A 21,390-nucleotide genomic window follows, 5' to 3' on the forward strand; every position below is an offset into this window, starting at 1 on the left:
CATTATCCTATTCAGCTACAAGTTCATGCTGAAAATACGCATCAAAGCGACAAGCATCGCCTTGCCATTGATGATTTGGCTCTTTTCCGGCCAGAAATACCGCCAGACGCGGACGTTTGACCACGACACGTTTGCCAATTTTCTGTGCCAGTTCCAGAAGATTATCGCCCAGATCCATTTCACCATCTTCAGGCAATAACATATGCAACAGCTGCATCTGTTTTTTGACCTGCGCCTGCTTTTTGACTGCCTGCTGGTTTTGATCCCGCTGTGGAAACATTGGATCAAGATAAACTACATCGACAACTTTATGCTGCTGGGCCTGTTGCTGCAGATAATCGGCTGAATCAGAAAAGACCAAATGAATCCGGGATACGACCTGACTCAGGAATGCATCCGACTGGGCACGTATATGGCTACCTTCCAGCAAGGTGAATAGAACCGGATGCCGTTCAACCAGAGTCACTTGCGCGCCTAAATGTGCCATCAACAGACTGTCATGTCCTAGACCTGCAGTCGCATCAACCAAGCTTGGTTTTTCACTTAAATTACAGGCACGTGCAATCATTTCTGACTTTAAAGATGCACGTTTTAAACGTCCAGTTTCTGCTTGCCAGTCCGGTTGCATCTTCATGCCGTTGGCACATAACCAGAGTCCGTCAGCATCGACACAGAGGGCCAGTTCAGGATTTAAACGGAAAAAACGTGCATTGAGTTTTTCAACAGTTTCAATCTCAACCTGTACCCCACGAGAAGAAAGCACAGCCTCAAAGTGCTGTGCTTTCTCTTGATAGTCAGATTCGGCATATAAGCGAATCGCGCTTACCATAATTTCCAACCTGTATAGGCAAATAATAAAATCAGCAGACCCGAAGCAATACGATACCAGGCAAAGATCATAAAGTCGCGTTTAGCCACATAAGCGACCAGCGCACGGATTAATATCAATGCCGAGATAAAGGAAACCAGAAGCCCAACTCCGATCACGGTCCAGTCTTCAGTCGTATTTAAGACATCATAGCTTTGATAAAGGTCCAGCAGGCCAGCGCCGATAATGACCGGAATACCCAAGAAAAATGAAAATTCAGTCGCTGCCTTACGGGACACACCGAGGAACATCGCACCGATAATGGTTGCGCCTGAACGGGAAGTACCCGGTATCAAGGATAGAACCTGAATTAGGCCAATCCAGATCGCATCTCTAATGCTGAGTTCTTCAACTTCATGGACACGGACTTGTGGTGGATTCTTTTCAATCCAGATAATGATCAGACCACCGACAATTAAACCAATGGCAATCGCAATATCATTAAACAGTAATTGTTTGACGGTTTGTCCCAGCGTCAGACCAATCAATATAATCGGAATAGAAGCCAGAATCAGGCCAATGCCTAAACGGCGACCTTGCGGTTCACCGCTGACAATCCCGGTCGCTGCACCCCAAAGACGTGCCCAATATTCATAAATAACGGCAGCAATTGCCCCCATCTGGATCGCGATGACGAATACATCACTCTTTTCCTTGGTCCAGAAATTCATTAATTCTGATGCCAAAATCAAATGGCCGGTACTGGAAATAGGCAAAAACTCGGTAATGCCTTCGATAATACCCATGATGGCCGCTTTGAGTAGCAGTAAAAGATCCATGCTTTATCCTAATTAATTATGCTTTGCCTTGTTCTGGAATTTTTTTCCACGCGTTATCGCGTAAATATACGGGTAATGCCAATTCTGCACTCACCCAGTTTTCTACTTGTGCCGCTGCACGTGCAATGCTGGCGATATCCTGTGCGGTCGCATGCACATCTTTATAAATTGAAGTTTCGCTTTGTACCAGTTCAGCGCCTGAGCCGACCGGGGTAAAGCGTACAGCTTGGCTGCCTTCTGCATAACTTAACAGTTGCTCATCATCAACCGGTTGCATAATTCCTTGTGCATCCACTTGATAGCTCGCGATATAGACTTCGCTCATGCGCGCATCCAATACCGCAGACACTTCAGTCAGACCGTGCAAGCGGTAGGCTGCTTGTGCCAAAGCCTGCAAAGTCGACACCGGAATTACCGGCACATCATTTGACCAAGCCAAGGCCTGAGTCACGGCAGCATTAATACGCACACCGCTAAAAGAACCCGGACCACGACTAAAGGCAATCGCGGTCAAATCAGCAATGGCCAGCCCAAGATCTTGCAGACCTTGTTCAATCATCGGGAGAATCGTTTGCGTTTGTGCCTTGGCGCGCGCATCAAGCTGAAAAAATAGTTCTTGAGTATCATCGATTACAGAAACGGAACACTGCTCATTGGCAGTCTCCAATGCCAGCACTTTCATGCACAACCTTAATTCAGAGAATATAAAAAACGCGGATATGATACTCCACTCATATCCGCTACGCGAGATTTTCCCGAAACAGATACAAAAATGCCTAGAAAATCTAGGCTTATGATTCACTCATTAAAAGAGTGCCTTAGAGTTGCACTTCTTCCAAATCCCGAAATTTCTGAAAATGCTCGGCATAATGCATGGCGCTCATTGTTAATTTTTGAATACTGTCATCATCCAGCGTTTTCACCACTTTACCGGGTGAGCCCATCACCACGGAATTGTCTGGAATGATCTTGCCTTCCGGAATCAAGGCATTGGCACCAATAATACAATTCTTGCCAATCACGGCATTGTTTAGAATGATTGCTTGAATCCCGATCAGGCTGTTATCGCCAATGGTACAACCATGCAGCATGGCCTGATGGCCGATTGTCACATAATCACCAATGTGCATCTCAATGCCTGCATCCGTATGCAACACTGCATTTTCCTGCACATTACTAAAGTCACCCAATTTAATTTTACTGTTATCTGCACGTACTACAGCCCCAAACCAGACACTGACTTGTCGTCCAAGTTCAACTTGTCCAATCACCGTTGCCGTCGGTGCCACCCAGCCATCCCAGGGCTGATGTGTAGCAGTGGGTATATATCCCTGAAATTTATACAACATTGATAAAATCCTGTTCAATGGTTAAAAAAATTTGGAGCGTTTAAACGTTGGAGAATTAAGCAAGAATGGCCAGTCTTTTTTATAATCCAGCCCATATTGAAATAAAGAAATCAGCATACGCGCGGTCAAGCCCCAAACCACTTCATTTTCTACCCGCATACTCGGAAAATATAAAGATTGCTGGGCAAAGCGAACTTCATAAGGCGTGGGCGTCACTTCAAGCAAATGCTGCAATGAGGCAAAGAAAATCCGGTCGATTTCCGTCGGTTGTGGAATCAGCTTCACTTGTGGAGGAATCAATCCCACAATCGGTTTGACCAACATGCCATTACGAGCTTTTTGCATGGGTAAATCACCCATTAAATGTACATCAAAAGGATTGAGTGCCGTTTCCTCATAGGCTTCTCTTAAAGCCACCACAATATTACTGGTATCTTGCGGATCGCGCTTGCCACCCGGAAATGAGACTTCTCCGGCATGGTTATTCAAATAAGCTGAACGGCGCGTCAGCAATACTTTTGGGTCAGCTTCATCTGTAATTGCAATCAACACGGCAGCATGCGCAGATCGGATACGCTTGGAAAAACGTAAGCGTTGCTGCAACCTGTGTGTCAATTCACATGCATCCATTCTTTCAGCCCTAGCAATGATCATAATTTCATCATAGCTGATTTTAGTCTGGGCGGGAGAGAAATGATGCCAAATTTTGGTTTTTCAGTTATTCTGAGCATACTTTTATCATTGATGATGAATATGAACTTCTGTGTGAATTGTGGACATAAAACCACTGCTAAAATTCCTTTGGGCGATCAGCAAATTCGCAGCGTATGTGATTCATGCGGCTCTATTCATTACATTAATCCGAAAGTAATTTGTGGTGCTTTAGTCTTATTCGAGAACAAAGTACTGTTGTGCCGTCGTGCCATTGAACCACGCTATGGCTTATGGACTTTACCTGCCGGCTATATGGAACTGTTTGAAACCATGGAGCAAGGGGCTGCCCGGGAAACCCGCGAAGAAGCCGAAGCTGAAGTAGACATTGAACAGTTGTACTGTATGTATAACATTCCACGTATTGGTCAGATTTATGTGCTATTTAAAGCCAATCTGATTGATGGAAAATTTGGTGCGGGTGAAGAGACCATCGAAGCACGTTTATTTGATGAAGCAGATATTCCCTGGACTGAACTTGCCTTCCCGAGTGTAGAACACACCCTCAGACATTATTTTGAAGATCGTAAAAGCAACACTTTTCCAATGCATCTGGAAACCTTAGGCACACGTCTAGACCACACGGGTTAAATCTAATCTGTATAAAAAATCCCATACTAAGATGGGATTTTTTTATTTTTAAGGAATATTATTTAGCTTTGACTTGATAGCAATCCGCGAGTTTAAACTCAACCGAACCACCATTTAATTTTGCCAAGCTAATATCTGCCGGTGTTTCACCCTCATTGTTATTATTATAAACTTTTTGAAAACTCGCATAGGTATTGGCCCATTGTACCCCATCACCTGCCGAATTCAGGAAAGTTACACGCCCATTCTGGCCAACATTAGTATCCAACACATTAGACAAATTAAGCAGTGCACCACCGATCACAATCGAATCCCTAGAATCCGGTGAAGACTGGATGCGTGAGTCTACCCCTACCAATGCGCCATTGATATTACCAAACTTTTCATTAGCCAAAATCAGGCGCATGGAAACCGCTTTATCAGCCACAAATGCACGTCCCAAAGTCCCGAGGCGATATTGTTGTATGCCTTGATGATCTAAGAGCGTAGCTGCCAATACATCACCTTGACAGCCATTCACCGGATCAGTCGCGAAATTGCTGGAAGATTGCATATTGGTGCGTACATCACCATTACTGTCAATTACAATTCCTAAAGTAATTGGGCTGACAGTGATATCTGTAAATTTAAATTCCAGATTGGCATACATTGGGAAGATATATTTCTCCTTATCTGCCACGTTCTGTGCTGTTTTAAAGACCTGACGATCCAGATAACTAATTGGGAAAATCTTATAGAGATCAATGCTTCCCATATAGTTTTCACCATCGGCCTGCAAACGCCACAACCCCAAGTTGGCTTGATCGGAAGTATCCAGCGATTTTTTGTCAGTCACCATCTTATAGAAAGCTTCTTTACCGGCGATCACATAATCATTCAATAATCTGCCTTGATACAACTCAAGCGGAGTCGCATTATTTGCAATATTCAAGCGGTAAGGCGTGTTAATGGTTTTACTGGTTGGATGAATCCATGAACTTTGCGGATCAGCGGTCATTTGTACCGGTTTCACCTTACGGATGAGTTGAGCATTAATCCCCCCTAAGGAAGATAAATTTTCTTTAGCCAGAGTTAACTCATTATCACGCCATTGTAAGCCGCTGCCAAAGGTATAGCCCTGGCGATCGGTAATCAGCATAAAATGGCCAAATAAATATTTAGTATTCTTATTCTTAATATCACAAGGGCTTTGATTACAGCCCACCAGTCCATCTGAACCCGTCAGGTTACTACCAATTACGCCTGAAGTTGAGAATAATGAAAATTCTGGCTGATACACGGCTGCGTTAGCAATCGTCACCAGTTTTTTAACGGTGGCAAAAGCCACCTCATCCGAAATTGTGCTGATATCAACAAAATCTTTAATTTTGGTCGCCAAATCGGCATCCATCAAATTGATATTCTCACTGGTTTTCGCCAGGTTTTTACGCATCTCTTTAGTAATATACAAAGGTTGTACATCAGATGGATTAATAATACGCCCTTCTTCTAGCGCCAAAGCTTGCAGAATTTTAACCAGACGCATGGCCACCTGAACGGTAGGATCATTAGGCACCAAATCCCCTACCGGACGTCGAGCAATCCCAGTTGCAATATCGATGACACTTAAACGCGGCAGCTGGGTCTGGGCACTAAAACTAGCATAATCGCTGAGTTTAATTTGACCTAAATTAATCTTGCGCGAAGCAAAACTTTGAATATAAAATTCAATATTATCCGTCTTTTGACAGGTTCCAGAAGCAACCCCGTTTTTACTATCAAATAACGTAATAAAGGTATTTTCTGTATCGCTACTACAGTTAAAGTTCAAACCATCGAGCGGATATTCCAGCCCCCATTCCACACAGTTAGTTGTACCTTGGGTACAAGTACCATTGGTCGTGGCTTCATCATTTTTTTCTGGAATGACATTGGCACTTTCCCCACCACACCCACTCAGTGCCGTTAAAAGTGTGGTTAAAGCAAATGGAAATAATATTTTATTTTTCATCTTTTTGTACTCGAATAGTCCTTATCGAATGGCGACTAATTTTAGTTGTCCATGATTTATCAGCATCTTGTCTTCAACATCTATTGCTGAGGCCAAAGGCGTCAATAATATATATTCACTTTGAGCAGGAATCTGGAGAATCCCTTCGATACGCTCATGTTGAATAATATTCGCCTGTCCTTCCTGATTTTTAAAACCACCCGCTCCTTCAAGCACACAACCACGACTGTCTAAAAACACAACAAAAGGCCAATAATACGTTGGATTTTTCTGGCTAGAGGCATAAGAATTGATCTGAATATTCTGGATATCGGATTGAAGCTTTACCACTTCAAAATCAAATTGGTCTGCTTTAAGAGGCGCACGAGGCCAGAGGTTAACTGCTTTTTTAAGGCTGATTTCTTTAGCTTTTTTAATTTTCTTATCATTAAAACACTGTTTGCCCAAGCTATCGATGGTCTCCGACTGTGAAATACGATAATAACTTTGAGCCAGTACCACAGGACCAGAATCTACTTCTGGCGTTTGAAACAAGGATTTTAATACGGATTGTCCCACCCCTTTTTCACGTTCAATTGTCTGGATCCGGGTAGTTCCAATATTTTTATCTAGTACTCCTTCGGGCATGCTATAGAAACGTTTTTTGCCTTCCAAATTAAATTCTTTATTTTCCAGATACTCACTATCCACATATTCAATGCCTTCAACCTGGCTAAATCCCGGTTTTTGTATAATAGCAACAGAAGATCCAGCTCCAATATCAGGATTTTGAATAGCTTGAGATTCAGGTTTTAATTGTGGTTTAGACTGAATCTTTTCTTGCACAGTATGCAGTTGTACTGGTTGTACTGGTTGTACTGGTTGTACTGGTTGTACTGGTTGTACTGGTTGTACAACCATATTATGGTCATGCTTAAGTTTAACTTGCCTATTTTCTACGACGGGCAATTTTTCTATGTTTTGTCTTACAGTTACAGGCTGAACTATTGCAGCTTCTACTTTTTTCAACAATCGAGATTTGTCTTCAGTTTTTTTCTCTGCATTATTACGGGGTACGACTAATGGTCGGCCATCTGGACCAATAATCGTAATAAATTCTTTAGCGCTTGTATAAAAAGACACGGATACCAGATTTAATGCCAGTACCGCTGTCAATCCAACGTTCCTTGTCTTGATCATTTTTCCCTTACCAACGCGTGCGATAGTTCAAACCTAAAATTGTAATTTTGGTATCTGTTTTTACGTTTAAACCTGCATATGGGTTTAATAACAGGTTATTTACCCCTGTCTGGTTGGCTAAACTACTGGTATTTGCTGGAATCTGATCTTTGCTACGCAAGAAACCAATTGATAGATCCAGATCAGTGTCTGCATCAAAACGGTAACCCACACCTAAACCAAATAACTGTGCACCATTGATCGGTACCATGGTATTACGCTTATTTTTTGGAATAGCACTGGTCCGTGGTTCATAACCTGCCCGAAGCTTCAAACGGTCTGTAGCGGAATACTCCATCCCGATACCAAAGTTCCACGGCGATTCAAATCCCATCGGTAAAGCCAAGGTTGAGTCAGTAACATTGGCAGACAAAATTTTGGCAATTTTTAGGGCTGAAATGGTACGATCAAATTCAAATTTAAATTCGTCCCAGACCTTGTAATCTGTCCAGCCAATATCAAAATTTACTTGCAAATCTGGCATCACTTTATATTTGATACCTGCCTGAAAATGCGCCGGATATTCAAAATCCTGTGACACCAGACCAGATTCACTCGATGGTATGTAAGTAGGAAATCCAAGAATTGCAGCCAGAATCTGGCCGGTCGGTGAGGTCATTAAACCTTTGATCATTTCCTGAGGGGCTTTAGCATTATCAATATGATATTTACCTTTTAAGCGCATTTTCGCAGCACTTTGGTACACCATACCAAAACTAAAGTCCTCACGCGGTTCCCACAATATTCCCAGGTTATAGCTTGGACTTAAGTTTTGCTCAAGCTCCAGTTGCATTTGACCAAACTTGCCAAATGGGTTCATCCCCTCATCTGCATTACAGATCCCGAGCAAAAGAATATCTGTAATAATATCGGAATTTTCTTTAAACGGCGTACACACGACTTCGTCGATCATACGCAACATCCCGATCAACTCATTCGGGAAACGCAAGTCCGTTTTCATCCTGATGGCTTGATAAGACATCCCGATAGAAGCACCAATCGACAGCTGGTCATTGACCTCATAACCGATAGATGGAGACAGATAAGTAATCCGCTCTAAAGCAACCTGCTGCCCCATAAAGTTTGCCGGGTTACCATCTTCATGACCAAAGCCTGCCATAAGCGGAGCGTAAACAGCAGTCGCATAAGTAGCTTTCGATCCAGGGGGATTGTATGCGATCCCCATCGTAGGTGCAGTCAAAGGAAGACCTTCGCCTAAATCCACCATTTTTTTCAGAAAAGGGACATAAAGGCTGACATATTCCACATCGCCTTTGACCGGGCCTTTAAAATCGGTACACAAATCAGATGAAACTTCAGGACCGTCATTACAGACAATAGGATCATCAGAATAGCCAAATACGTTATATCCAGCCGGTACTGAAAACTCACGCTGGATATCAAAATTAGCCACAATGATTTGCTGTTCGGTTTGCAGACCATCAATTTTAGTCAGTGCAGCCGGGTTAAAGTGGATGGCATTGACCCCTGGAGGATCTGCAGTGACGGCATTCCCCATGGATAATGCACGTAAATCAACTGAAAGGTTGGTTCCCAATTGTGCAAAGGTATAACTTGAACAGCCCGCAAGAATAATTCCTGTTAATAACGGGCTAAGTCGAATGTTTTTCATACGACACCCCTATTAACTAATTTTTTTACCAAAACCTAAAATATCAAGTGGGAATGACAGTCCCAACGAAACATCCGGTGCATCTTCGGTCAGCCCTAAGCCAACGGTACCATTCACAATTGTTTCTGGAGAGACTCGCACACCTAAGGAAATTGCAAAGGTAGAACTGGTCTGATCTGCAGCAGAATAACTTTCACCAGTGTTATAGTTAAATTCCGCACCAGTATTAAAGCTTTGCTGATAGGACATGGTCATCGAAACATCATAGTTAAATGAATATGCGAAACCAAAGGCAAAGCCTCCACTAACACCAGGTTCAAACTCCTCAATAATCCGGCTACCTCGACGCTGATTCAGGCCCGATTCTTTAAAACCATAGTTCGCAGAAACCGATGCAAACAATACAACTGGGTCAATGTATTTACGCGTACTAGCACCCACTCCAGCAGAGTAATAGCCCTTTCCTGCTGCCAGATCTGTCGCGGCATTAATTTCATAAGGGCTGTCACCGGTTTTAGTTGATAAATTACCAAATAAAATCAGAGGCAGACGACCTGCTTTTAGCGGGAAGGGCTCCCAGCGAGCACCCAGACTAATATCACCCAAGCCTGCAGTAGACGTATCTTTTAACAAGTCAGTTTTAGCCACTAAAGGTAGGGATGCAGTCAAGGTCAGGTTATCTTTCACGCCATATTGAAAAGTGAAAGTATTAGTCATACTATGTGTTGCATTTTCTTGAACACGTAGTTGATACAATTGGCCCTGAGCCATTTCGATATCGAGTTGAGTGTCCCGATAATAGGTATAATCAATATCGTAATATGATGAAATTTCGCCTTGTTTTATCAGAGAGTATTGGCGTTCATTTGACGTAAATACTTCTTCCAGGTTAGCTGCCTGAGTAGCATCTCCTTCTTGTTGCTGTAAAGCTTGAGATGCATCTACTACCTGGCCAGCCTGAGTCTCTACAGGTGCTGCTGTTTCCACGGCAGCCTCTTCAACTGCTTCATATCCACCTAGTTCTGATTCTTCTGCAGTCTGCGTTTCGACCTGCCCGGTTTGAGCCGGTACAGATGCAGCAGTTTCAACAACAACTTCTTCATCAACCGTTTCGTATTCACCTAGTGCTGGTTCTTCTGCAGCAAATGCAACGCCCATTACCATTTGAATGCTCAGTGCCAAGAACGTCTTGTTCATCCATTTACTGTTCATATCCATTTCACCATTTTAATTTTTATTACTGTTTTTCGTTTTATTTATTCTTGTAATACAGTCTCAGGAAGTTATGTTGATATTCCCCAAATTGTTCTGACTCTGTATTACGATTACGGTCCATACGGATCGTAGAAGCTTTATCAGCAATTTTGTCCATATAAAATTGTGGATACTGCATGTCAACCAAGGCATAGCGATTGATCGTAGCATCTTCTACATGGCGCATATCTGATTCTTTTAATGCTAGAAAATTTTTGCGATATTGTTCAGGTACATTAATCAGGAACAAAGTGTTATTTTCCCAAATATCCTGAAAACGCCGTTCATCAAAACTGATATTACCAAGTGCCGGATCTGCAACATAAACCCGGCCATTTTTATAACCTTTATAAACTACAAAATGCTTAAATCCCGCATAGGAAATCGGAACAATAGCGGGCTGATCTTGATTGACTAAATCTTTGAATTCCCCTCGATAGCCTCCACTTTCCAGTCCCAAGGCCGAGACAAAGCGCTTCATATCAAGCAGAGAGAAACTACGACGTTCAACAATTTTATCCGTTTCACCGAATTTCATGAGCCCGCTCATGACTTGCTGCTCATCCAGCTGTGTACCGACATAACCATTGAGGAGGGTCGTAAGTGCTGCTGAACCACAACTATAATCATAAGCTTGACGCACAATGCCCTGAAACTGATCCAGAAGTGCCGGTTGTACTTCCACAGCTTCACGGTGCATACGCACAAAAGAGTCATTTCTTGAATCAAGAACTTCAGTATAGTGAACAGCACCATTCGGCTGTTTTTTGATATCCAGAGCTTCTTTGGCAGCGTAATACATCAATGCCGAGCCCAACGCGATCTCTAACATAATTATTAACTTTTCTTATAATGGGCATGATGTGCCTATTTTTCTTTTTATAGAGCATTCACTCTACTTCCCTGTAACTAGAAAGATACCTGCTTTTTCAAAAAAATACAGTATTTTTTTTATTTTTTGGATAAATGATTTAGTCATAAAAAAAACGCGTGTAAACACGCGCTTTTTTTTAAAATAAAGATTAGTGACCTGAAATAGTAATAATTGCACCTTTTGTATAACTACCAGGAGTTCTAGAGTAGAAGGTTTGTAACCCCTGTACTTCCATGTCACCGATAGATGAAGCTGCACTACGGTTACCTAAATGAATACCTTTAATGTATTGGTCTTTCGCCCCAGTATCATTACTTACAATACGAACATGCGCTGCTTTTGTCACATCCGTAGAAGTACCTACATAAGCATCATTAAATACTGAAATATTTTGGCTAATCGTCAAATCATTAGATTTCGCATCTGCAATTTTAATACTTTCAATAAAGATTTCACCGGCTTCACGTGTAATCACAGGGCTAGAACCCGAAAGACCAACAGGTTGATTTTTTGTTGAATTATCTAAAATACCCAGGTTGTTAATTTCTAAACCACCTACCATTACAGTATTCATCTTGATCATTGCACCTTGTGGAGCAGCACCCAGTTGAATATTGGCATTTATCACACCAGTTTTAACTTCTAAACCACTAATGATGTCATTTACAACAGCACCACCACCTCGACGAATCGTATTCGCATTCTCACCAGCACCTTTTACGCCAGATGCAGTAACCCCAATTCGGCCAATTTTAATATCAAGGCCCGATACTTGTGCAGCAACATTAATGAAAGGATTACCGTTACCTGCATCAGAGTCGATCACCAAGTCAGCAAGATTACGGGACTCGAGTAAATAGGCACCATTATCGTCATAATTGGCACCGATTAATACACCATGGTGTGCCGTAGTCGTAGGATTTACACGATCAGCATCTGTAATAGCCGTATCACTAGTACCACGAATCACGATCGAACCTGCGGCTGCAGTTTGAGGAGTTGAGGCCCCAGTAGTTGGATTAACTAAATTATAACCATCTTTCAAACCGTCATTATCATGAATAAATAATTTTTCAATAGCAATTTTCGAGATGCCGATACCAATTGTCAAACCGTCTTGACCCGTTGTTTCGCTTAGAGATGCATCATCCATTGCTTGCATCGCCATCGCATTGGCACTAAATGCAACTGAAGTCGCTAAAACTAATTTTGTAAATTTTTTCATTGTTTACTCTCCCAAGAGTACTATTTTTTTTGGTTGTGAATTACTCAGTGTTTAGGCTGTATTTTTTATTTTCTGACAGCTTAAGCATCTTTCCTTGAGTAATTTGCTAGCCCACTTAAAGTAGCGTCGAGTCAGTTTTTGATCAACTGTTGTTGGTCGCAATCTGTCGCTTACCGATAAACGGTATTTCATGATTTAAAAATATTTTCCTGACTTCTTGATATAAAATAGTGAGTCATATTGAACTCTCCATAACTGAATGACCGAAGCTCTCTATCATCGCCCTTTAAAATTTGAATCTCGTCTGGTTGCAGATCTATTATCCGCATTGAAGACATTGGATCATCTGGTGTATTTAAATAATAATGGTCAGCCTTTTATTGCCTGCTGCGCTCAAGAATATTTTATTGCCCAGACATCACAAATTCAGTCTTTTAAAAGAACAGGGATTGAACACTATCAGCCCAGACCATCTGAGTTTAATTTAGCAATCGATGCATTAAAAACTCCTCAAGAGAATGGCTTTCGTGGAGGTTATGTCGGTTTTATCGGCTACGATTATGCGGCTCAACAATATATTCAGTATTCAGATCGCCCTCAACCTGGTTTATTTATTGGTCAATTTTCTTCCTACATTAAACCAATCCCTGATGGCTGGATGTTCTATAGTGATGATCCACAGGCAGAACAGATTTTCAATCATATTCAGAACTTACTTAATCAAGATAAAATTCACTCGACATTTCATTTAAAAAATCCTTGTAGCTCACGCTGGACTAAATCTGTCTATATTCAGGCTTTTCAGAAAATTCAGGACTATATTGTTACAGGTGACTGCTATCAGATTAATCTGACCCAAGAATTTAAAGGTCGTGCCCAAGGCTCCCTCTTAGCCACTGCCCAAGCATTCTGGACATTAACCGAAGCGCCCTATGCGGGTTATTTGCGTATTGGTGATTTTGAATTACTCAGTTGCTCACCCGAGTTATTTATTGACTTCGAAAAAAATCGGAAAATTATCACCAAACCAATTAAAGGCACCATGCCACGCCATAGCGATCCAGTGCTGGATGAACAATCTAAACAAACATTAAAAGCATCGGAAAAAGATCAAGCAGAAAATGTCATGATTGTGGATTTATTACGTAATGATTTAAGTGTGTATGCGGAAACAGGTTCGGTTAAAACACCCAAATTATTTAATATCGAAAGTTTTAATCAAGTACATCATATGGTGAGCGAAGTTGAAGCGACCTTAAAAGCAGATATCAATCCTTTCGAGGTGTTAATGTCAGCCCTACCAGGTGGCTCAATTACGGGTGCGCCTAAAATTCGTGCCATGCAGATTATTGCTGAACTGGAAGGTGTAGCACGTGGGGCTTATTGTGGATCAATGGGTTATTTTAATTTTGATGGTACCGGTTCCTGGAACATTCTGATTCGTTCCATCCAAAAATATCAAGAAGATGTTTCTTTATGGGCGGGTGGTGGTATTACCATTTCTTCGGATTGTGATGCAGAATATCAAGAATGTTTTGATAAAGTTTCAGCGATGCTGGATCTGTTAAATACGTGGTATCAACCTAAATAAATAAAAAGCGAATCATTTGACTCGCTTTTTTCTACAAATCCACCCTAACCCTCCTTTAGTAAAGGAGGGAAATCCTCCCTTTTCAAAGGGAGGCTAAGAGGGATTTTAATCACACCAAAATCTCATTTTTTAGTGTATCGACTAAACGCTGATTTTGCTCATCTGTACCAATAGTAATTCGCAAGAACTGGTTAATACGTGGCTTGTCAAAATAACGCACGATAATGCCACGTTCACGTAGTTCGCTGGCCAACTCACCTGCATCCTTAGATGGCAATGAGGCAAAAATAAAGTTGGCACTCGATGGTAAAACTTTAAAACCAAGCTCATTTAATTGGGACACCAACTTTTCACGACTCGTAATCACTTTTGCATTTTGTGCTTCAAAGTAGGCTTGATCTTCAAATGAAGCGACCGCTGCAGCAATCGCAAAACGGTTCATCGGATAAGAGTTAAAGCTATTTTTGACTGCTTCCAGTGCTGCAATTAAATGGGACTGAGCAATCGCAAAACCAACACGCAAACCCGCAAGAGAACGTGACTTCGATGTGGTTTGACATACGACTAAATTCTCATATTTCTCAACCAGCTTAACTGCTGATTCAGCACCAAAATCCACATAGGCTTCATCAATCACCACCACTGAATCCGGATTGGCTTGCAGAATTTCTTCAATCGCAGCCAAACCTAGATCAATACTGGTCGGCGCATTAGGATTAGTAATAATAATGCCGCCATTAGCTTGTTTATAGTCATCCACAACAATTTCAAAGTCATCATTCAATGGTAAGATTTTGGTTTTGACGCCAAAAAACTGACTATAAACCGGATAGAAACTATAGGTAATATCTGGATAAAGCAGAGGCTGTTTTTGAACAAAAAAAGCCTTAAAGATATGTGCCAAGACTTCGTCTGAGCCATTGCCGACAAAGACAGTGTCTACAGGTACATTTTGCTGTTTAGCGATCGCCTGTTTCAACTCTGATGCATCCGGGTCAGGATACAGACGCAAAACATCCGCCGAATTCGCAAGTACCTTTTGAACCGCTTCTACCACTTTGGGTGATGGTGGATACGGATTTTCATTGGTATTAAGTTTTAAAATATTCTGGATTTTTGGTTGTTCGCCTGGGGTATACGGTTCTAATTCACGTACTTCAGGACTCCAAAAACGCATTTGTTCTGTTGTGATATTCATTTTATATTCTCTTTAAACCCTCTCCTAACCTCTCCCTGAGCCATATATGGCGCAAGAGAGGAATTTTCATTAATAAAGACACAAGATTTTTGTGGTTTAAATTCTCCTCTCCTTTTAGGAGAGGGTCAGGGAGAGGTTGTAATGCTATTTATGATTGATAACGATAACGTGCTGACTGTGCATGTGCATCCAAGTTCTCTTGTTGCGCCAAAATATCCGCAGTTTTTGCTAAAGTTTTTACACCTTCTTGTGAGCACATGATCAAACTTGAACGCTTCTGGAAATCATAGACACCAAGTGGCGATGAAAAACGCGCAGTACCTGAAGTTGGCAAGACATGGTTTGGCCCGGCACAGTAATCACCAATGGCTTCAGGCGTATAACGACCCATAAAGATTGCACCTGCATGACGAATGCTATCAGACATTGCTTCTGCATCATCTAAACATAACATCAAATGCTCAGGCGCTACCTGATTAATCAAATCTGACGCTTCTTGACGGTCTTTTACCAAGACTAAAGCACCACGATTGGCAATCGAAGTACGGGCAATTTCCGCCTTCGGTAATGTTGCCAAGTGCATTTCAATCACCTGCTCAACGGCATTTAGCAACTGTTCATCTGGTGTGATGAAAATGGCTTGTGCCACAGTGTCATGCTCAGCTTGCGAAAGTAAATCCATGGCCAGCCATTCAGCATTATTTTGGCCTTCGGCATATACCAAAATTTCAGAAGGCCCTGCAATCATGTCGATGCCGACCTGACCAAACACTGCACGTTTTGCTGCAGCAACAAAACGGTTGCCCGGGCCAGTAATTTTATCTACTGCTGGGACAGTTTCTGTACCATAAGCCAATGCCGCAACTGCTTGCGCGCCACCAATCGTAAAGACACGCGTTACACCTGCCAGATATGCAGCCGCCAGTACCAATGGATTTAACTCACCATTCGGCGCAGGCACCACCATAATAATTTCCGGCACACCTGCGACATGTGCAGGCACCGCATTCATCAATACTGAAGATGGATAAGACGCCAGACCACCCGGTACATAAATCCCAACACGATCCAGTGGAGTGACTTTCTGACCAAGCGTATTTCCTAAAGCATCGACATAGGTCCAGCCGTCCTGTTTTTGTGCCTGGTGAAACTCGCGCACGCGTGCTGCAGCAAGCTCTAAAGCTTCGCGCACTTCAGTCGTCAAACCCTCGAAGGCAGCTTGCAGTTGCTCTTGGCTTAACTCTAAATCTGAAAATTGATGCGCCGGATGTCGATCGAACTGTTGAGTGAGTTTAAGAACTTGAGCATCACCATGCTGACGAACATCAGCAATAATTTGATCTACAGTTTTTAAAAGTTCAGGATCATTAACAGTTTCAAAAGCCAACAAGTCAGCAAATGCTTGCTTGAAGTTTTGATCTTGGGTCGATAAACGTCGCATCAATTTACCCATCAGGTTTGAATTCGAAGGCTTTAGTTTACCTGTTTTCCAGACTTTTGTCGGCAGCTATAGTGCTCTAGCCCTATGAGTTTTATTGGAAATAGCTTTTGGTAAAATTGATGAAAGAATTTACATCGTATTTATGTTCAATCGAATAAAAAAAACCGCCCTAAAAGGACGGTTTTTTATGCAAAAAATTTAAGCCTGTTTGGCCTTTTCACGTTCTTCTACGGCTTTTTCAAGCTGTGCCAGAATCGGATTTAACAACGCTTGCTTACGCTTGAAGCTGGCTTTATTCACGATTAAACGCGAAGACACTTTGCAAATTTCTTCAAGTGGCTCCAGACCATTGGCACGCAAGGTATTACCTGTATCTACGACGTCAACAATGTAATCGCCCAGACCGACCAGTGGTGCAAGTTCCATGGAGCCATACAGCTTGATCACATCAACCTGCTCACCCAAGCTGGCATAGTATTGACGGGTCAAATTCACGTACTTGGTCGCAATTTTTAAGCGACCTTTAGGACGTTGCATCCCCACCTTACCGGCGGTCATCAATTTACATACCGCAATTTTCAGGTCCAATGGTTCATAGACATTTTGTGCACCATGTTCCATCAATACATCTTTACCGGCCACGCCAATATCGGCTGCACCATTTTCAACATAAGTCGGTACATCTGAAGCACGTAAAATTAGAATACGAACCTGTTTATGCGTGGTCGGGAAAATCAATTTACGAGATTTATCAGGATCTTCTAAAAGATTAATCCCTGCTGTTTCTAGCAAAGGTAAAGTCTCTTTTAAGATACGCCCCTTACTTAATGCCAAAGTTAAACCATGATCAAAATTGCCCATTACGTCAAAGTTTGGATCATCGTTTCTCATATCGCTCATTAATTTACTCGCTTAATTTGGGCACCTAAACTTTGTAACTTTGCTTCTACATCTTCATAACCGCGGTCAATATGATAAATGCGGTCAATCAGCGTTTCACCTTCAGCGGCAAGTGCTGCCAGCACCAAAGAGAACGAAGCACGTAAATCTGTTGCCATTACGGGTGCGGCAGAAAGTTTTTCTACACCCGTTACCACAGCATCATTACCTTCTACCTGAATATTGGCACCCATACGTGCCAATTCAGGAACATGCATGAAACGGTTTTCAAAAATCGTTTCAGAAATTGTCGCAAAGCCTTGAGCAATGGCATTCACAGCCATAATCTGGGCTTGCATATCGGTTGGAAATTCTGGATGTGGTAAGGTTTGGAAGCTGACAGCTTTCGGACGTTTACCCAGCATATCCAGTTCAATCCAGTCGTCACCACGGGTCACTTCTGCGCCCATTTCTTCAAACTTGTCCAGCACCGCTTCCATCAGGGACGGATCAGTATGCGTGGTTTTGATACGACCGCCAGTGATCGCTGCTGCTGCCAGATATGAACCGGTTTCAATCCGGTCAGCAACAACCGCATATTCACAGCCATGCAGACGTTCGACACCGGTCACAATTAAAGTATCGGTATCTAGACCTTCAATCTTGGCACCCATCTTGATCAGCATTTGCGCAAGATCAGTGATCTCAGGTTCACGTGCTGCATTGCGAATCGTGGTCACACCATCGGCCAACACGGCAGCCATCAGAATATTTTCTGTCCCACCCACAGTCACCATATCAAAGACAACTTCGCCACCTTTCAGGCGACCATCGACTTTGGCATGTACATAACCGGCTTCGACTTCAATCTCGGCGCCTAAAGCTTCTAAAGCTTTCAAATGCTGATCGACAGGACGGGAACCAATCGCACAACCGCCTGGTAAAGACACTTTTGCACTGCCATAGCGCGCCAATAATGGACCAAGCACCAAAATAGAAGCACGCATAGTTTTTACGAGCTCATACGGTGCGAACTGGTTATCTAATGTAGAAGTATCAGCAACAACCGTATCGCCTTCATAAGTCATGGTGATCCCAAGACCAGCAATCAGCTTCACCAACGTATTGACATCTTTTAGATTAGGAACATTTCTGAGCGTAATCGGGGTATCAGCAAGAATCATTGCTGCCAATAATGGAAGTGCTGCATTCTTTGCACCAGAAATGCGCACTTCACCTTCGAGCTTGATACCGCCCTGAATTAAAAATTTATCCATTAAATGATTAAGCTCCAAATAAGCTTGCTTTGCGCCATTCTTCTTTTGTCATCGCGCGAATCGTTACTGCGTGAACTGCACCACTGGCAATATGGGCATTGAGAGGAGCATAAACAGCTTGTTGGCGTGCAACTGGACGCTTACCTTCAAATTGATCATCCACAATACGGAGATCAAATTTTCCGCCCTGACCACTCACAGCAACATCCGCCTCTGGAAAAGCGGCTTCTAAAATTTCAGCGAGCTGTTCATTATTCATCACAAGACCTCTTATAGGACTAAGGGTGTAAAACGAGCCATTTTACTATAAATAGCAAAAATAATTCATGGATCCATACATTATATATATAAAAAAAAGAGGCTTTTAAAACCTCTTTTTCATCATTTGTCCTTTATAGAGCTAAAGGATGCTGCTGTAAATGCATTTCCCGGTATCGATCAATCTGCCGTTTCAATTTTTCGGTCAATATTTTAATTGAGGTATACATATCATCTGCGGTGGCGTGAGCAAAAAATTCAATGCCCGGTAATCGGATAATAGCCTCTGCGATATGATTACTACTGCCCTTTCTAGAGCGTTTATCAATTTGATGATCTTTCGAGAGTTTCACTTGCATACTATTCACCTGATCTAGGTGCTTCGTCATCTGTGAAAACTTGGTTTTTATACTTTCTTCAATAGCTGGCGTAATCGATAAATGATGTCCACGAATTGTTATTTGCATAGTTCTATCCCTCACCTTCGTTAGGATTAGAAGAGTCACAATATAAAATAATTTAAATGCAGCAACTTATAAATAAAATATCCGTATTTTAAGTCCTGGATCAAATCATTTTACTGCTCCTCAAAAGAAAAAAAGATTCATTATGCTGTCATAATGAATCTCTAGAATAGCCAGATTTCAAATTTTAGATCAAGACTTTTCGTTCAGAAGATGAAGGAATATGTAACGATTCACGATATTTCGCCACCGTACGTCGTGCCACATCAATGCCTTCATCTTTTAACATATTGGCAATTGCATTATCAGACAAAGGCTTACGGGCATTTTCTTCGGAAATCAGTTTTTTGATTTTGGCACGGATAGCAGTAGAAGATGCTTCACCACCTGATGTAGTCCCGACATGACTCGAGAAGAAATATTTCAACTCGAACAATCCACGTGGGGTCAGCATATATTTATTGGTGGTTACCCGAGAAACTGTAGACTCATGCAATTCAACTTCTTCGGCAATATCTCTTAAAACCAGAGGTTTCATGCCTTCCGCCCCAATTTCCAAGAACATTTTTTGATGTTCCACAATACAAGTCGCGACTTTCAATAATGTTTTATGCCGCTCATCGATACTTTTAATAAAGTTCTTCGCTTCCAGCATCTGATTACGCAGGTACTGATTATCATCGCTTTGATCTGCACGACGAATCATTTTGGCATAAAAAGAATTGACGCGTAACTTTGGCAGCACATCCGAGTTTAAATTGACTTGCCAGCAGTTATTCTTTTTCATCACCACGACATCTGGCACCTGATAATCCGATTCCTTATTTTCAAATTCCAGACCAGGATGCGGTTTTAATGTTTTTAGCAAATCTACAGCACAGCGCAACTGCTCTGGATTTAAGCCAGTCTGTTTGATCAGCTTAGGAAGCTCATTGGTAATCAACAATTCATAATGTTGCAGAAGTTTGATCGCATCATTTCGGCAAGGCGTTGACGCAGGTAAATTATCAAGTTGAACTAATAGGCATTCTGCCAAGCTTCTAGAACCCACACCCACCGGATCCAAACGCTGAATATGCTTTAATACAACGGCAACTTCATCATCTTCAATTTCTTCTTCAAAGCCCATAGAAGAGAGTAAATGTTGTACTGATGCAGTAATTTCACTCAACTCTGCATCTAAAAAACCTTTGTCGTCCAGAGAGTCGACGATGCAATAAGCGATTAATTTATCAACCTGTGAAAAATTCAACAGATTAATCTGTTCCAGCATATATTCTTGCAGGCTCTGATGCCCTTGACGATTATCTTCACGCTCTTCGAACTCGGCCGCCCCCAGACTTGTAGGTTGATGGGTATAAACATCATCCCAATCGGTATCTACAGGTAAGTCATCAGGCAGATGATCGGCGTTAAGTTCATTGGTTAGATCGTTATTTTCATTATTTGATTCAATGGTAGATAAGCTTTCGAGGGTAATTTGCTCTTCAACTTTTTCTAATAGAGGATTACTATCAAGTTGCAACTGAACTTCTTGTTCCAATTCCAGACTTGAAAGTTGTAATAGCCGAATTGCCTGCTGTAATTGTGGAGTTAATGACAGCGAGTTCGCAATTTTTATGCCCACTGATAATCTCATTGTTACCCCCTTAATAGAAAACCCCATTTTATAAGCAATTTTTATGCCGTTTTATTTTTTATAACACAGATTTACCAAAAAACATACAAATCGGATTTTAAATTTCTAGTCTTTCGCGACTAATAATTTTTAAATACTTAATTTTTCGCAT

General features: G+C 41.8%; 20 protein-coding genes. 2 read left to right on the forward strand and 18 right to left on the reverse strand.

The window, feature by feature from the left end:
- Positions 1-7: 7 nt before the first annotated feature.
- The 5 genes from Q9R21_RS09455 to Q9R21_RS09475 form a co-directional block, all read right to left on the reverse strand.
- On the reverse strand, positions 8-829 hold the full coding sequence (locus tag Q9R21_RS09455; protein WP_404976589.1) for a class I SAM-dependent methyltransferase: 822 nt from the start codon (positions 827-829) through the stop codon (positions 8-10).
- Positions 823-1,647, reverse strand: a complete 825-nt coding sequence (locus Q9R21_RS09460; protein WP_004279167.1) for an undecaprenyl-diphosphate phosphatase — start codon at positions 1,645-1,647, stop codon at positions 823-825. The genes Q9R21_RS09455 and Q9R21_RS09460 overlap by 7 nt, the downstream gene beginning before the upstream one ends.
- A 16-nt stretch (positions 1,648-1,663) precedes the next feature.
- Positions 1,664-2,329, reverse strand: a complete 666-nt coding sequence (gene tsaB / locus Q9R21_RS09465) for a tRNA (adenosine(37)-N6)-threonylcarbamoyltransferase complex dimerization subunit type 1 TsaB (RefSeq protein ID WP_153566727.1) — start codon at positions 2,327-2,329, stop codon at positions 1,664-1,666.
- A gap of 136 nt (positions 2,330-2,465) precedes the next feature.
- On the reverse strand, positions 2,466-2,993 hold the full coding sequence (locus tag Q9R21_RS09470; RefSeq protein WP_311204329.1) for a gamma carbonic anhydrase family protein: 528 nt from the start codon (positions 2,991-2,993) through the stop codon (positions 2,466-2,468).
- A gap of 24 nt (positions 2,994-3,017) precedes the next feature.
- Positions 3,018-3,626 carry a CoA pyrophosphatase gene (locus Q9R21_RS09475; protein WP_005104899.1) on the reverse strand — a complete coding sequence of 203 codons (609 nt, stop codon included), beginning with the start codon at positions 3,624-3,626 and terminating at the stop codon, positions 3,018-3,020.
- 123 nt (positions 3,627-3,749) lie between these two features.
- Here Q9R21_RS09475 and Q9R21_RS09480 point away from each other — a divergent pair, with 123 nt between their 5' ends.
- Positions 3,750-4,298, forward strand: a complete 549-nt coding sequence (locus Q9R21_RS09480) for an NUDIX hydrolase (RefSeq protein ID WP_311204330.1) — start codon at positions 3,750-3,752, stop codon at positions 4,296-4,298.
- 58 nt (positions 4,299-4,356) lie between these two features.
- Here the strand turns inward: Q9R21_RS09480 and Q9R21_RS09485 are convergent, their stop codons facing one another.
- The 6 genes from Q9R21_RS09485 to Q9R21_RS09510 form a co-directional block, all read right to left on the reverse strand.
- Positions 4,357-6,288, reverse strand: coding sequence for a hypothetical protein (locus tag Q9R21_RS09485; protein ID WP_311204317.1), 1,932 nt, complete (start codon positions 6,286-6,288; stop codon positions 4,357-4,359).
- A gap of 21 nt (positions 6,289-6,309) precedes the next feature.
- A complete protein-coding gene (gene filE / locus Q9R21_RS09490; protein ID WP_311204318.1) occupies positions 6,310-7,467 on the reverse strand; it encodes a putative pilus assembly protein FilE in 1,158 nt (385 codons plus the stop codon).
- 7 nt (positions 7,468-7,474) lie between these two features.
- Positions 7,475-9,139 (reverse strand): outer membrane protein transport protein, encoded by a 1,665-nt coding sequence (locus tag Q9R21_RS09495; RefSeq protein ID WP_311204319.1) that lies wholly within the window; start codon positions 9,137-9,139, stop codon positions 7,475-7,477.
- Positions 9,140-9,151: 12 nt separating this feature from the next.
- A complete protein-coding gene (locus Q9R21_RS09500) occupies positions 9,152-10,357 on the reverse strand; it encodes a hypothetical protein (protein WP_310077747.1) in 1,206 nt (401 codons plus the stop codon).
- A 34-nt stretch (positions 10,358-10,391) separates the two neighbouring features.
- A complete protein-coding gene (locus Q9R21_RS09505; protein WP_311204320.1) occupies positions 10,392-11,225 on the reverse strand; it encodes a C39 family peptidase in 834 nt (277 codons plus the stop codon).
- Positions 11,226-11,415: 190 nt separating this feature from the next.
- The gene (locus Q9R21_RS09510) at positions 11,416-12,492 is read right to left on the reverse strand and encodes a DUF6160 family protein (protein ID WP_311204321.1); all 1,077 of its coding nucleotides are present in this window, start codon (positions 12,490-12,492) and stop codon (positions 11,416-11,418) included.
- 259 nt (positions 12,493-12,751) lie between these two features.
- Here Q9R21_RS09510 and Q9R21_RS09515 point away from each other — a divergent pair, with 259 nt between their 5' ends.
- Entirely contained in the window at positions 12,752-14,083 is a 1,332-nt protein-coding gene (locus Q9R21_RS09515) for an anthranilate synthase component I family protein (RefSeq protein ID WP_311204322.1), read from the forward strand.
- A 109-nt stretch (positions 14,084-14,192) separates the two neighbouring features.
- Here Q9R21_RS09515 and hisC read toward each other — a convergent pair whose 3' ends face one another.
- From hisC to Q9R21_RS09550, 7 genes are all read right to left on the reverse strand, one after another.
- Positions 14,193-15,281 (reverse strand): histidinol-phosphate transaminase, encoded by a 1,089-nt coding sequence (gene hisC, locus Q9R21_RS09520; protein WP_311204323.1) that lies wholly within the window; start codon positions 15,279-15,281, stop codon positions 14,193-14,195.
- A gap of 148 nt (positions 15,282-15,429) precedes the next feature.
- A complete protein-coding gene (hisD, locus tag Q9R21_RS09525; RefSeq protein ID WP_311204324.1) occupies positions 15,430-16,734 on the reverse strand; it encodes a histidinol dehydrogenase in 1,305 nt (434 codons plus the stop codon).
- Positions 16,735-16,920: 186 nt separating this feature from the next.
- The gene (gene hisG, locus Q9R21_RS09530) at positions 16,921-17,622 is read right to left on the reverse strand and encodes an ATP phosphoribosyltransferase (RefSeq protein ID WP_004646025.1); all 702 of its coding nucleotides are present in this window, start codon (positions 17,620-17,622) and stop codon (positions 16,921-16,923) included.
- Positions 17,622-18,878, reverse strand: a complete 1,257-nt coding sequence (gene murA, locus Q9R21_RS09535; RefSeq protein WP_004279150.1) for a UDP-N-acetylglucosamine 1-carboxyvinyltransferase — start codon at positions 18,876-18,878, stop codon at positions 17,622-17,624. The genes hisG and murA overlap by 1 nt, the downstream gene beginning before the upstream one ends.
- 7 nt (positions 18,879-18,885) lie before the next feature.
- Complete coding sequence (gene ibaG, locus Q9R21_RS09540) at positions 18,886-19,137, reverse strand: BolA family iron metabolism protein IbaG (RefSeq protein WP_004730742.1); 252 nt, start codon at positions 19,135-19,137, stop codon at positions 18,886-18,888.
- Positions 19,138-19,270: 133 nt separating this feature from the next.
- Positions 19,271-19,603, reverse strand: a complete 333-nt coding sequence (gene hpf / locus Q9R21_RS09545; RefSeq protein ID WP_004730744.1) for a ribosome hibernation-promoting factor, HPF/YfiA family — start codon at positions 19,601-19,603, stop codon at positions 19,271-19,273.
- A 184-nt stretch (positions 19,604-19,787) separates the two neighbouring features.
- The gene (locus tag Q9R21_RS09550) at positions 19,788-21,239 is read right to left on the reverse strand and encodes an RNA polymerase factor sigma-54 (RefSeq protein WP_311204325.1); all 1,452 of its coding nucleotides are present in this window, start codon (positions 21,237-21,239) and stop codon (positions 19,788-19,790) included.
- Between the last annotated feature and the right edge of the window lie 151 nt (positions 21,240-21,390).

It is taken from the genome of Acinetobacter sp. RG5 (assembly GCF_031844265.1).
Lineage (GTDB): Bacteria > Pseudomonadota > Gammaproteobacteria > Pseudomonadales > Moraxellaceae > Acinetobacter.

Bases quoted from the DNA above. Each gene is read 5' to 3' on its own strand.
- Q9R21_RS09455 (WP_404976589.1), bottom strand. From the start codon at position 829: ATGGTAAGCGCGATTCGCTTATATGCCGAATCTGACTATCAAGAGAAA.
- Q9R21_RS09460 (WP_004279167.1), bottom strand. From the start codon at position 1,647: ATGGATCTTTTACTGCTACTCAAAGCGGCCATCATGGGTATTATCGAA.
- tsaB (WP_153566727.1), bottom strand. From the start codon at position 2,329: ATGAAAGTGCTGGCATTGGAGACTGCCAATGAGCAGTGTTCCGTTTCT.
- Q9R21_RS09475 (WP_005104899.1), bottom strand. From the start codon at position 3,626: ATGGATGCATGTGAATTGACACACAGGTTGCAGCAACGCTTACGTTTT.
- Q9R21_RS09480 (WP_311204330.1), top strand. From the start codon at position 3,750: ATGAACTTCTGTGTGAATTGTGGACATAAAACCACTGCTAAAATTCCT.
- Q9R21_RS09485 (WP_311204317.1), bottom strand. From the start codon at position 6,288: ATGAAAAATAAAATATTATTTCCATTTGCTTTAACCACACTTTTAACG.
- filE (WP_311204318.1), bottom strand. From the start codon at position 7,467: ATGATCAAGACAAGGAACGTTGGATTGACAGCGGTACTGGCATTAAAT.
- Q9R21_RS09495 (WP_311204319.1), bottom strand. From the start codon at position 9,139: ATGAAAAACATTCGACTTAGCCCGTTATTAACAGGAATTATTCTTGCG.
- Q9R21_RS09500 (WP_310077747.1), bottom strand. From the start codon at position 10,357: ATGGATATGAACAGTAAATGGATGAACAAGACGTTCTTGGCACTGAGC.
- Q9R21_RS09505 (WP_311204320.1), bottom strand. From the start codon at position 11,225: ATGTTAGAGATCGCGTTGGGCTCGGCATTGATGTATTACGCTGCCAAA.
- Q9R21_RS09510 (WP_311204321.1), bottom strand. From the start codon at position 12,492: ATGAAAAAATTTACAAAATTAGTTTTAGCGACTTCAGTTGCATTTAGT.
- Q9R21_RS09515 (WP_311204322.1), top strand. From the start codon at position 12,752: ATGACCGAAGCTCTCTATCATCGCCCTTTAAAATTTGAATCTCGTCTG.
- hisC (WP_311204323.1), bottom strand. From the start codon at position 15,281: ATGAATATCACAACAGAACAAATGCGTTTTTGGAGTCCTGAAGTACGT.
- hisD (WP_311204324.1), bottom strand. From the start codon at position 16,734: ATGGGTAAATTGATGCGACGTTTATCGACCCAAGATCAAAACTTCAAG.
- hisG (WP_004646025.1), bottom strand. From the start codon at position 17,622: ATGAGCGATATGAGAAACGATGATCCAAACTTTGACGTAATGGGCAAT.
- murA (WP_004279150.1), bottom strand. From the start codon at position 18,878: ATGGATAAATTTTTAATTCAGGGCGGTATCAAGCTCGAAGGTGAAGTG.
- ibaG (WP_004730742.1), bottom strand. From the start codon at position 19,137: ATGAATAATGAACAGCTCGCTGAAATTTTAGAAGCCGCTTTTCCAGAG.
- hpf (WP_004730744.1), bottom strand. From the start codon at position 19,603: ATGCAAATAACAATTCGTGGACATCATTTATCGATTACGCCAGCTATT.
- Q9R21_RS09550 (WP_311204325.1), bottom strand. From the start codon at position 21,239: ATGAGATTATCAGTGGGCATAAAAATTGCGAACTCGCTGTCATTAACT.